Consider the following 12,466-nt stretch of genomic DNA (forward strand, 5'->3'; position numbering starts at 1 on the left):
GGCCCCCTGTCACCCGGCAGGGGGCCTTCGTGCGCAATCACATTCACGTAACGGAGTCCTTTGCCTACGTAAGTAGGTGATTTGGGGCATTAAGTTCTCCCCGCGAGGTTGAACCACGCGCCGTCGAGGGCACGGCGCGGTCGCCGTGCTTCACCGTCGGGGGTATCAGGAGCGGCCGGCAGGTTCGGGTCCAGACCTCGAGTAAGGGGCCGACTCATGAGCAGATCCCGCTTACCCGCGCGCGCCACGACGGCGTTCTTCGCCGTGGTGCTGGCGGCCGCGCTCGGGGCGCCGGTCGCGAGCGCGGCAGACGCTCCGCTCGCCGACGGGATCGCGCCGGCGAAGATCGACGACGCGAAGCTGCAGGGCAAGCTCTCGCCGCGGCTGGGCGCCGCGCAGGGCCGCGTCACCGCGTTTGTCGAGCTGGCCAAGAAGCCCGCCGTCGACGCGTTCACCTCGGCGCAGCCGCAGGGCAAGGAAGCCGCCAAGCGCGCCGCCAAGGCCGCCAAGGACGACACCGCCGCCGCGGTGAACTCCGTCCTCGGCCAGCTGCGGTCGGCCGACGCGAAGCCGCAGGTCGTCACCCAGACCGCCAACGCCGTTCCCGGCGTGGTCGTCACGGCCGACGCCGCGAAGCTGCGTGACGTCGCGAAGCGCGCGGACGTCGTTTCGATCCGGACGGTCGTGCCGAAGACGCGCACGAACGCCAGCGCCGAGCAGCTGACCAACACGCTCGCCGCGTGGCAGCAGACCGGCAAGTTCGGCGACGGCGTCCGCATCGGCGTGATCGACGACGGCATCGACTACACCCACGCCGACTTCGGCGGCCCCGGCACGCCGGCCGCCTACAAGAGCGTCGACTCTACCAAGCCGACCCCGCTCTTCCCGAGCGCCAAGGTCGTCGGCGGCACCGACCTCGTCGGCGACGACTACGACGCCGCGACCCCCGCCAAGGCCACCCCGAAGCCCGACCCGAACCCGCTCGCCTGCGGTGAGCACGGCACGCACGTCGCCGGCACCATCGGCGGCTTCGGCGTCACCGCCGACGGCAAGACCTTCAAGGGCGACTACAAGAAGCTGGACGGCAAGAAGGTCGACGCGATGCAGATCGGCCCGGGCACGGCGCCGAAGTCGCTCCTCTACGCCATCAAGGTGTTCGGCTGCACCGGTTCGACGAACGTCACCTCGCAGGCCCTGGACTGGGCGCTCGACCCGGACGGCGACGGCGACTTCACCGACCACCTCGACATCGTCAACCTGTCCCTGGGCTCCGACTTCGGCGCACCGGACGACCCGGACTCGCTGTTCGTGCGCAAGCTCGCCGCGAACAACGTGCTCCCGGTGATCTCCGCGGGCAACGGCGGCGACATCAACGACATCGCCGGCTCGCCGGGCAACACCCCGGAAGCGCTCACCGTCGCCAGCACGCGCGACGCGGGCGTCCTGCGCGACGCCGCCGAGGCCAAGGCGCCCGCGACCACCGCGGGTCAGAAGACCGGGCAGTACAGCCAGAACTACGCCGGCTACGACACCCTCGACCTGACGGCTCCGGTCGTCGCGTTGTCCGCCGCGAACAACGCGGGCTGCGCGCCGTACTCCGCCGAGGACAAGGCGAAGGCCGCCGGCAAGTTCGTCTGGCTGGAGTGGGACGACAACGACTCGACCCGCGCCTGCGGTTCGGCGGCCCGGGCGAACAACGCCCAGGCAGCCGGGGCGAAGGGCGCGCTCCTGTCGTCCACTTTGGAGCACTTCAGCGCGGGCATCGCGGGCAACGCGGCGGTCCCGATGTTCCAGTTCACCGGCTCGGCGACCAAGACGCTGCGCGCGGCGCTGACCGCGGGCACGCTGCAGATCCGGCTCTACGGCACCGGGCGCGCCTCGGTCCAGACCTACGACAAGACCATCGTGGACACCCCGAGCTCGTTCACCTCGCGCGGCACCCGCGGCCCGGCCGTCAAGCCGGACCTCGCCGCCCCCGGTGACACGATCACCTCGGCGTTCCGCGGCAGCGGCAACGGCCGGACCGTGCTGAGCGGCACGTCGATGGCCGCCCCGCACACCACGGGCATCACCGCGCTGGTCCGCCAGTCCCACCCGGACTGGTCGGTCGAGGAGGTCAAGGCCTCGGTCATCGACACCGCCGGCCACGACGTCTCCGACGGCGCCGGCCACACCTACGCGCCGCAGCGCGTCGGCAGCGGCCGGATCGACGCCAAGGCGGCACTGGACAACCAGGTCCTCGCCTACGTCCAGGACGACCCGGGCGCGGTGAGCGTCAGCTTCGGCACGGTCGAGGCCCCCGGGCCGGTGACGTTGTCGAAGACGATCAAGCTGGTCAACAAGGGTGTCACGCCCGCCGAGTACTCGGTGGCCTACCAGGCGGTCAACGCGCTGCCGGGGGTCGAGTACACAGTGGACAAGCAGACGGTGAAGCTGACCCCGCGTGGCACCGCCAAGGTCAAGGTGACGTTGAAGATCACCGATCCGAAGGCGCTGCGCAAGGTCATGGACCCGACCATGCAGGCCACCCAGGCCGGGCTGGCGCGGCAGTTCGTCGCCGACGCTTCGGGCCGCGTCGCCTTCACGCCCACCAGCGGGGCCAAGGTGCCGCTGCGGGTTTCGGTCTACGCGGCACCCAAGCCGGCTTCGACGATTTCGACGCCGCCCTCGGTGAAGTTCGCGCCGGACGCGACGCAGGCCGTGCTGAACCTGAGCGGCAAGGGCGTCGACCAGGGCACCGGCGCGCAGCGCTACCGCTCGCTGATCAGCGTGCTCGAGCTGCAGGCGGAGTCCCCGCAGCTGCCCGAGTGCGACGCGGACGTGGTCACCGACTGCACGGTGAACAAGACCGCGAAGGGCGGCGACCTCCGCTACATCGGCGCGGCCTCCACCGCGCCGCTGGCGAAGGCGCAGGGTGAGCCGGAGAACGCGCTCCTCGCGTTCGGCGTGTCCACCTGGGGCGACTGGGCGAACATCGGCAGCAACACCTCGCCGTTCGTCGACATCGACACCACCGGGGACGGGACACCGGACTTCGAGACCTACGTGACCAAGGCGACCTCCACGGACGTGCTGCTGGCCGTCACGGTCGCGCTGAAGACCGGGTTCCCGACCGTGGACGTCCAGGCGGTCAACGGCCAGCTCGGCGACGTCGACACCAACGTGTTCGACACCAACGTGATCACGTTGCCGGTCTCCCTGGCCGCGCTGGGCATCGACGCGAACGCCGAGTCCCACCGCATCTCCTACACGGTCGGGGTGAGCGGTTTCTACGTCGCGCCGGGCACGACGAACGGGCTGATCGACTACGTCGGCACGCCGCTTTCGTTCGACGCGCTCGCGCCGGGCTATTCGGTGCAGGGCGGCGGCGACGCCGCGCTGGGCTACGTCGCGAAGCCGGGCACGGCGCTGGTCGTCACCCGGAACGCGGCCTCGGCCGCGGCCGACAAGGCCCTCGGGCTGCTCGCCATCGAGCACCACAACGCCGCGGGCAACCGGGCCAACGTGGTCAAGGTGGACGCCGCCCAGGGTGCGCGTCCGGGCAACGACCGTCAGCCGATCGGGGCGGGCGGCCGGTAGCCCCGGTCAAGATCGATCGGTGCAGGCACAGGGGCGTTCCCGGTGGGTTTCCGCCGGGGACGCCCCGCCGCAATTCCCCCGATCGGGTGTCTCACCCTGCGGGAGGATGCGGCATAAGGGTGGTGCGGCTACGGCCGTTTGTCTACGGCCGGTAACCTTCCGGCTGCTGGCGTTTTGTTGCGATGGACCATCGGTGCGGCCGGTGGTCCGGTCGACGGAGGTGTGTGGATGCGGCTCGCGGTGATCCCAGGAGACGGGATCGGGCCCGAGGTGGTCTCCGAGGCGCTGAAGGTGCTCGGCGAGGTAGTACCGACGGCGGAGATCACGAACTACGACCTCGGCGCCGCGCGGTGGCACGCGACCGGTGAGCTGCTCCCGGAGTCGGTGCTCGGCGAACTCCGCCAGCACGACGCGATCCTGCTGGGCGCGGTCGGCGACCCGACGGTGCCGAGCGGCATCCTCGAGCGCGGTCTCCTGCTGCGGCTGCGGTTCGAAATGGACCACCACGTCAACCTGCGCCCGGCGCGGCTGTACCCGGGTGTCCGTGGCCCGCTGGCCGACGCCGGCGACGTCGACATGGTCGTCGTGCGCGAAGGGACCGAAGGGCCGTACGCGGGCACTGGCGGCCTGCTGCGCAAGGACACCGAGCACGAGATCGCGACGGAGGTCAGCGTCAACACGGCGTTCGGCATCCGCCGCGTGGTCGCGGACGCGTTCAACCGCGCCGAGGCCCGCCCGCGCAAGCACCTGACGCTGGTGCACAAGACCAACGTGCTCGAGTACGCGGGTTCGCTGTGGTCGCGGATCGTCGAAGAGGTCTCGCTGGAGCACCCGGAGGTGACGGTCGCCTACTCCCACGTGGACGCGGCGACGATCCACCTCGTGACGGACCCGTCCCGGTTCGACGTGATCGTCACGGACAACCTGTTCGGCGACATCATCACGGACCTGGCGGCGGCCGTGACCGGCGGCATCGGCCTGGCGGCCAGCGGCAACCTGGACATCACGCGCCGGAACCCGAGCATGTTCGAGCCGGTCCACGGCTCGGCGCCGGACATCGCCGGGCAGGGACTGGCGGACCCGACGGCCGCGGTGCTGTCGGTTTCGCTCCTGCTGGACCACCTGGGTCAGAAAGAGGCCGCGCGGCGGATCGAGGCGTCGGTCGCGTTCGACCTGGCCACCCGGGACCAGGCTTCGCCGGGGGCCACGCAGGCCATCGGCGACCGGCTCGCGGCGTTGGTTTCCTCCAACGTGAAGCAGGCCGGCTGACCGTTCCCCGGAAGAGCCCCGCACAGTGGTGCGGGGCTTTTTCGTGCCCGGCGGTGTTCCCGGATGGTGGGAGCTTGACCCAGCTTGTGGACTTCGCCGCGAACCCTGTGGCATGATGCGACCGTGACCAGCTTCGCGATCATTATCGTCGAGCGCGCCGGACGCTAGCTCCACAAGAGCCCCCGGCGCGCAACCTCTCGCACCCATGCGGGAGGTTTTTTTGTTGCCCCGAAACGCTAGGAGAAGACCGTGACCCGCCAGGAGCCCGCCGATACCCCCCTCGGCGATGCCTTCCACCTCTACGACACGACGCTTCGCGACGGCGCGCAGCGCGAGGGCATCTCCTACTCCGCCCAGGACAAGCTGGCGGTCGCGCGGCTGCTGGACGAGCTGGGCGTCGGGTTCATCGAGGGCGGCTGGCCCGGGGCGCTCCCCAAGGACACGGAGTTCTTCGCCCGTGCGGCGAAGGGCGAACTCAAGCTGAAGCACGCCGCGCTGGTCGCGTTCGGGGCGACGCGCAAGGCCGGCACCACCGCCGACGCCGATCCGCAGGTCCGGGCCCTCCTCGACAGTGAAGCTCCGGTCATCACGCTCGTCGCGAAGTCCGATCTGCGCCACATCGAACGCGCCCTCCGCGTCGACGTCGACGAAGCCTGCGCGATGGTCAAGGACACCGTCGAATTCCTCGTCAAGGAAGGGCGCCGCGTCTTCCTCGACGCCGAGCACTTCTTCGACGGCTACGCCTTCTCGCCCGAGACCTCCCTCAAGGTCCTCGACGCCGCCGCCCACGCGGGCGCCGACGTCCTCGTGCTCTGCGACACCAACGGCGGCCAGCTGCCGCTCGGGCTCGCCGAAACCGTCAGGACCATCAGGGAAAAGACCGGGTTCCGGCTCGGCATCCATTGCCAGGACGACACTTCCTGCGCCGTGGCGAACTCGATCGCCGCGGTGCAGGCCGGCGCGACGCACGTCCAGTGCACCGCCAACGGTTACGGGGAGCGGGCCGGCAACGCCGACCTGTTCGCCGTGACAGGGAACCTCGTGACCAAGCTCGGCATGGACGTCCTCCCGACCGGAGGAGCGGCCGAGCTGACCCGGGTCTCCCATGCCCTTGCCGAAATCGCGAACATCGCCCCCTACACCCACCAGGCTTACGTAGGGGCGTCGGCTTTCGCCCACAAGGCGGGACTGCACGCGAGCGCGATCAAGGTGGATCCGTTGCTGTACAACCACATCGATCCGTCTTCCGTCGGCAACGACATGCGGGTGCTGGTCACCGAGATGGCCGGCAGGGCCAGCCTCGAGCTCAAGGGACGTGAGCTCGGGGTCGACCTTGCCGGCCGGCCCGAAGCGCTGACGAGCGCCATCACGAAGGTCAAGCGCCTCGAGGCCGAAGGCTGGTCCTTCGAAGCCGCCGACGCGTCTTTGGAACTCCTGCTGCGCCAGGAGGCCGACGAACCGGCCGAGGCACCGTTCGAGCTGGAGTCCTACCGCGTGGTCCTCGACCACCGCCCGGACGCCGAAGTCATGGCCGAGGCGACGGTCAAGGTGCACGTCGGCGGCCAGCGCGTCATCGCCACCGCCGAGGGCATCGGCCCGGTCCACGCCCTCGACGCCGCGCTGCGGAAGGCGCTCTCCCCACATCTGTCCTGGTTGGACAGTGTGGAGCTCGCCGACTACAAGGTCCGCATCCTCCAGGGCCACCCGGGCACCGACGCGGTGACGCGGGTGCTGGTCGAGAGCACCGACGGCGAACGCGAATGGACCACCGTCGGCGTGCACGGCAACATCGTCGAGGCCAGCTGGCTGGCCCTGTGCGACGCGCTCGTCCACAAGAGCACCACCGTGGCCTGAGTCACTGTGACATCCGGGCCTTCGGCCCGGGCCGGGGGCTCCGCCACCCGGAACCCCCGAAGGGCGTCGAGTGGGCGCACGTAGACTGAGTCACGTGCGCCTAGCCCGAATTGCTCATCCCGGTGGAGTCGCGTTCGCTTCGGTCGAAGGGGACGGTGACGACGCCCAGGTCCTGGAAATCGCCGAGCACCCCTTCGGCAACCCCAACTTCACCGGCAAGCGGTGGCCGCTGGCCGACGTCCGGCTGCTCGCGCCGATCCTGCCGTCCAAGGTGATCGCCGTCGGCCGCAACTACGCCAAGCACGCGGCCGAGTTCGGCAACGAGGTGCCCACCGCCCCGATGCTGTTCCTCAAGCCGTCCACGACGGTCGTCGGCCCCAATGCCCCGATCCGCCGTCCATCGAACGTCGGCCGCGTCGACTTCGAGGGTGAGCTGGCCATCGTCATCGGCCAGCCGGTGAAGAACGTGCCCGCCGCGCGCGCCGCGAGCGCGATCCTCGGCTACACGATCGCCAACGACGTCAGCGCGCGCGACCTCCAGAAGTCCGACGGCCAGTGGGGCCGCGCCAAGGGCTTCGACACGTTCTGCCCGCTCGGCCCGTGGATCGAGACGTCGCTCGACGCCTCCGACCTCTCGCTCACGGCGTCGGTGGACGGCGAGCTGAAGCAGGACGGCCGCACGTCCGACCTCGTCCACAAGATCCCCGAGCTGGTCGAGTTCGTCTCCGGCGTGATGACGCTGCTGCCCGGCGACGTCATCCTCACCGGCACCCCCGAGGGCGTCGGCCCGATCGAGGGCGGTCAGAGCGTCTCGATCACCATCGAAGGCATCGGCACCCTGACCAACCCGGTCGAGAACGTCTAGCCGCGGGAAACCGGCTCCATCGGCCGCCGGGCGAACGCCGGAGCGTGCTCCGGCCGCAGCCCGAGGCCGAGGAGCCGGGCCGGGAAGTACGACAGCCGCGGGAACCGCGCGAACGCCTTGATCATCGGCTCCGGCGGGCCGTTGCGCCTGCCGCTCATCACGCCGCGCACGACCGTCCGGTGCATCAGGCGCTGCAGCCCCTGCACCAGCAACGTCGGCGCGAGCCGCCGCGAACGCACCTTCGCCAGGTCGGCCTCCGACGGGCGGCCCCGCCGCAGCGGCTCGGCCAGCAGCGTCGCCGCCGCGACCGCGTCCTGCACCGCCAGGTTGATGCCGACGCCGCCGATCGGCGACATCGCGTGCGCCGCGTCGCCGATGCACAGCAGCCCGTCGACGTGCCACTTGCGCAGCAGGTTCAGCCGCACGTCGAGGAACTTGACGTCGTCCATCGTCTTCAGCTCGTCCACCCGGTCGCCGAACTCGGGGCAGATCTGCGCCACGTTCTCGCGGAACGCCTCGACGCCCTGCTTTCGCAGGTCTTCGCCCTTGGGTGCGAGGTAGGCGACCTGGTAGTAGTCCGGCCGGGGGAGCGGCACGGCGAACCGGCGGTCCCGCATCTTCGGCAGCAGCATGCCGCCCTGCTCGCCCTCCTTGCGCGAGAGCCGGAACCACCAGACGTCGAACGGGCAGTCGTACTCGTGCGGCACCAAACCGGCTTCGCGGCGGGCGAGCGACCACCGGCCGTCGGCGGCGATCACCAGGCCGGCGCGGATTTCGCCGGTGTCACCGGCCGTCGTGCGGTAGGTGATGCCGGCGACCCGGCCGTGCTCGCGGACCAGGCCGGTGCACTCGGTCTCCATGCGCTGGACGAACGTCGGCTCCTTGCGGGCGCTCTCGGCGAGCAGGTCGAGGAAGTCCCACTGCGGCACCATCGCGATGTACGGGTGGGGGACCTTCAACCGGGTGAAGTCGGCCAGCTTCATCAGCTCGCCGTCCTCCTTCGGGAAGCCGGCCGCGGTCAGCTCGCTGTGCGGCAGCGCGTCGAACCTCTCGCCGAGGCCCAGCTCGTCCAGCAGCGTGAGCGTCGACGGGTGGACGGTGTCCCCGCGGAAGTCCCGCAGGAAGTCCGCGTGCTTCTCGAGCACTGTCACCTCCACGCCGGCCCGCGCCAGCAGGAGTCCCGTGACCATCCCGGCCGGCCCGCCACCGATGACGACGCAGCCCGTGCGCTCGGCCATCTCGACCATCTCCCCTGGTATTCATCGCTTGTTGAATAAGTTGAGGATGCACCGGGCCGGTCCCCGGCGTCAAGCGATGCGGCGACGGATACGCTGATCGGGCTATGAGTGAGACATCGGTGGTACGCGCGCGCTTCTGTCCTTCGCCGACCGGCACCCCGCACGTCGGGCTGATCCGCACGGCGCTGTTCAACTGGGCCTTCGCCCGGCACAACCAGGGGCAGCTGGTCTTCCGGATCGAAGACACCGACGCCGCCCGCGACTCGCAGGAGTCCTACGAGCAGCTCCTCGACGCGCTGCGCTGGCTCGGCATCGACTGGGACGAGGGTCCCGAGGCCGGCGGCGAGTACGGGCCGTACCGCCAGAGCGAGCGCCGCGCGATCTACGCCGACGTCGCCGCGAAGCTGCTCGAAGCAGGGGAGCTGTACGAGGCGTTCTCGACCAACGAAGAAGTCGAAGCGCGGCGCAAGGCGGCGGGACTCGACCCGAAGCTCGGCTACGACAACTTCGACCGCGACCTCTCGGATGAGCAGCGCGCGGCCTACCGCGCCGAAGGCCGCGCTCCGGTGTTGCGCCTGCGCATGCCCGACAAGGACCTCGGCTGGAGCGACCTGGTCCGCGGGGACATCAGCTTCCCGGCGGGCACGATCCCGGACCCGGTGCTGGTGCGCGCCAACGGCGACCCGCTCTACACGCTGACCAACCCGGTCGACGACGCGCTCATGAAGATCACGGACGTGCTGCGCGGCGAGGACCTGCTGCCCTCCACGCCCCGCCAGATCGCGCTCTACGAGGCACTGCAGCGGGTCGGCGTCGCCGAGTTCACGCCGCGGTTCGGCCACCTGCCCTACGTCATGGGCGAGGGCAACAAGAAACTGTCCAAACGCGACCCCTCGTCGAACCTCTTCAACTACCGCGACCGCGGTTTCATCCGCGAGGGCCTGCTGAACTACCTGGCCCTGCTGGGCTGGTCGATCGCCGACGACCGCGACGTGTTCAGCGTCGAGGAGATGATCGCCGCGTTCGACGTCACCAAGGTCAGCGCCAACCCCGCGCGCTTCGACCTGAAGAAGGCCGAAGCGATCAACGGCACCCACGTGCGGGCCCTGCCGGCGGACGAATTCGTGAAGCGCGTCACGCCGTATCTGGTCACGGCGGGTGTTCTCCCGGAATCACCGGGCGAAGAGCAGCTCGCGCGGCTGAGCGCGATCGCGCCGCTGGTGCAGGAGCGCGTCACGGTGCTTTCGGACGCCGCGCCGATGGTCGCCTTCCTCTTCGTTGCCGAAGACACTTTCGCACCGGAAGAAGACGCCGCCGCGAAAAATCTCGGCGAAGCCGCGCAGCCGGTGCTCACCGCGGCGGTCGCCGCGCTCGAGGCGCTGCCTTCGTGGGAGACCGCGGCCATCGAGGAGGCGCTCAAGAGCGCCCTTGTGGACGGTCTGGGTCTCAAGCCCCGCAAGGCTTTCGCGCCCGTGCGCGTCGCCATCACCGGGCGGACCGTTTCCCCGCCGCTGTACGAATCCATGGAGCTGCTCGGCCGCGATGTCTCATTGGGACGTCTTCGCCGCGCATTGGTCGAACCTTATTCGGGCTAGGCCGGCGCGACGGGTCGCAGGGCGCCTGCCTGCAGTGACGCCGGCGCCGGCCGACGGCTGAATAAGGTTCGCAGGTAACCGAAAGAAGACGGTTCGCCAACTGGGAGTAGAGCCGGTGCGCCGGAACAGGGGAGCCGTAATCACCTCTTTGGCAGCGTCGCGAACGCGGCGGTTGCCCTAGCCTCACTGGGTGGATTTCGCTCTGGCACCCCCGACCCCGTTGCGATCCGCCCCGCCCGCTTCGGCGGCGCCCGAGCCCTGGGCGCCGCCCGAGCTCCGGCTGGTGTGCCTGGACATCGACGACACCCTGATCGACTGCACCGCCGCGATCCGCCGCAGCCTCCACATCCTCACCGGCCGGGGCGACCTGTGGCCGTTGTGGGACCTGATCACCGAGGAGCACGTCGCCCTCGTCGTCGCGGGCGAGATCGACTACGCGACGATGCACCAGCGGCGCACGGACTGCTTCCTGGCCGAGATCGGCATCCTGGCCGACGCCGAGCAGGTGTGCTCGTTCGAGCGGCGCCGAAGAGAGCTGCTCGACCATTCCTGGCAGCTGTTCGGCGACGTCCTCGACTGTCTCGAATGGCTTCGCGCGGCCGGGCTGATGCTGGCCGCCGTGACGAACGCTTCGGGCGCGCACCAGCGGCGGAAAATCGCCGACCTGGGTCTGGCGCCGTTCTTCGACCACGTCGCCATCGCCGGCGAGCTGGGGGTGGCGAAACCCGATCCGGTGATGTTCCACACGGTCTGCCTCGGCCTGGGCTGCGCACCTGCCCAGGCCGTTCACGTCGGGGACAAACTCGACACGGACGCGATCGGCGCCCGCGACGCCGGGCTGGGCGCGGTCTGGCTCGACCGCGACGAGATCGGCGAGCGCGCCCCGGCGGGCGTCCACCGCCTCGCGGGCCTGGCCGAGCTGCCTGAGCTGCTGGTTTCGGAATACGCGACGATCGGCGTCCCCGCCCAGCGCCGGAGTGACACCCCCGCTTTGGGCGTCCGGAACGGCGTGCTCTAGTATTTCTCCTCGTGCGGTGCTGAACCGGCCAGGCTGGCTCGGTACCTCACTGGGGTATGGTGTAATTGGCAGCACGACTGGTTCTGGTCCAGTTAGTCTAGGTTCGAGTCCTGGTACCCCAGCTGCGGAGAGTGACCCCCTTGCAGAGCGAGAAATCGCCTCTGGTAAGTTCTCTCCAGCAAGAAAAACAGAAAAGCCCCTGGGAAACCAGGGAAAGATCCTAAGCCCCCGTCGTCTAGCGGCCTAGGACGCCGGCCTCTCACGCCGGTAGCGTGGGTTCGAATCCCATCGGGGGTACAGGCAGCATCCACCAGAGCTGGACTGACGCAGGTCAGTCCAGTTTTTTGGTTTGTGGATGCCATGGCGTCGGAGATCCTTTCCGCGGCTCGCGCCGTCTTGGGCAGCTGATCACCGGGTAGTTTAACCGTGATCGTCACATCGTCCCCGCGCCCGTGGACCTGAACGCTGAGCTGGGTGACCTCGAACAACTCGTACAGCAGCTCTGGCGGTGCCTTCGCGAGGTTCAACGCGAGGTAGGGAAGCGCCTCCAGCCGGCTGAGGTCTGTCGCTGTCTGCGCGACGGGCAGGTCGGCCGCGTTCAGTTGTTCGATGATGGCCAGTGAAGCGGCTTTCCGGCTCTCCAGGTCGTTGTAGCTCTGGCGCAGCCCTCGGGTGAACGGATCATCCGGATCGCCTTCGCAAGCCTGCTTCAGGACGGAATCCTGCTGGCGCGCGAGCGTGGCCAGGAGCTTCTGCTGGCGGGTTCGCTCGGCTTGGCGCTCCCGTGTCGCGCTGTCGTCGACGATGCCCTGCTCCGCCTCGATGATCGCTCGCCGCTCCGGGCCGAAGAGCCGGTCGGCGTAGAACCGGCAGATGGCTTCGAGGAGTTCGTCTTCGCGTACGCGGACCGAAGCCGGCAAACCCGGGTGTAGGTGCGGTGTGGCTTGGTTGTTCTTGCGCGGCCAGCAGAGGTAGTATGCCACGCCCTTTGCCTTTGTGTCGCCAGTCATGCGGCGTCCGCAGCTGTGGAACACGCGCCCCCGGAGGA

General features: G+C 69.6%; 7 protein-coding genes and 2 tRNA genes. 8 read left to right on the plus strand and 1 reads right to left on the minus strand.

What is annotated here, in order from left to right:
* Nucleotides 1–216: 216 nt before the first annotated feature.
* The 4 genes from ACWEN0_RS27830 (at nucleotide 217) to ACWEN0_RS27845 (ending at nucleotide 7,567) form a co-directional block, all read left to right on the plus strand.
* Nucleotides 217–3,579, plus strand: coding sequence for a S8 family serine peptidase (locus tag ACWEN0_RS27830; RefSeq protein ID WP_451979581.1), 3,363 nt, complete (start codon nucleotides 217–219; stop codon nucleotides 3,577–3,579).
* A gap of 228 nt (nucleotides 3,580–3,807) precedes the next feature.
* Complete coding sequence (locus tag ACWEN0_RS27835; RefSeq protein WP_451979584.1) at nucleotides 3,808–4,848, plus strand: 3-isopropylmalate dehydrogenase; 1,041 nt, start codon at nucleotides 3,808–3,810, stop codon at nucleotides 4,846–4,848.
* A gap of 249 nt (nucleotides 4,849–5,097) precedes the next feature.
* Complete coding sequence (gene cimA / locus ACWEN0_RS27840) at nucleotides 5,098–6,702, plus strand: citramalate synthase (protein ID WP_451979587.1); 1,605 nt, start codon at nucleotides 5,098–5,100, stop codon at nucleotides 6,700–6,702.
* A 94-nt stretch (nucleotides 6,703–6,796) separates the two neighbouring features.
* Nucleotides 6,797–7,567 (plus strand): fumarylacetoacetate hydrolase family protein, encoded by a 771-nt coding sequence (locus ACWEN0_RS27845; protein ID WP_451979590.1) that lies wholly within the window; start codon nucleotides 6,797–6,799, stop codon nucleotides 7,565–7,567.
* Here ACWEN0_RS27845 and ACWEN0_RS27850 read toward each other — a convergent pair.
* The gene (locus tag ACWEN0_RS27850; protein ID WP_451979594.1) at nucleotides 7,564–8,805 is read right to left on the minus strand and encodes an FAD-dependent oxidoreductase; all 1,242 of its coding nucleotides are present in this window, start codon (nucleotides 8,803–8,805) and stop codon (nucleotides 7,564–7,566) included. The genes ACWEN0_RS27845 and ACWEN0_RS27850 overlap by 4 nt on opposite strands.
* 104 nt (nucleotides 8,806–8,909) lie before the next feature.
* Here ACWEN0_RS27850 and gltX point away from each other — a divergent pair, with 104 nt between their 5' ends.
* The 4 genes from gltX to ACWEN0_RS27870 all read left to right on the plus strand — a co-directional run bounded on the left by gltX (nucleotide 8,910) and on the right by ACWEN0_RS27870 (nucleotide 11,715).
* Nucleotides 8,910–10,400, plus strand: a complete 1,491-nt coding sequence (gltX, locus tag ACWEN0_RS27855; RefSeq protein ID WP_451979596.1) for a glutamate--tRNA ligase — start codon at nucleotides 8,910–8,912, stop codon at nucleotides 10,398–10,400.
* A 283-nt stretch (nucleotides 10,401–10,683) separates the two neighbouring features.
* Nucleotides 10,684–11,418: an HAD family hydrolase gene (locus ACWEN0_RS27860; protein ID WP_451979827.1), complete on the plus strand. Its 735-nt coding sequence runs from the start codon at nucleotides 10,684–10,686 to the stop codon at nucleotides 11,416–11,418.
* A gap of 50 nt (nucleotides 11,419–11,468) precedes the next feature.
* A tRNA-Gln gene (locus tag ACWEN0_RS27865) sits at nucleotides 11,469–11,540 on the plus strand.
* Nucleotides 11,541–11,642: 102 nt separating this feature from the next.
* Nucleotides 11,643–11,715, plus strand: a tRNA-Glu gene (locus ACWEN0_RS27870).
* Nucleotides 11,716–12,466 lie beyond the last annotated feature (751 nt).

This window comes from Amycolatopsis sp. NPDC004378, from assembly GCF_053602455.1.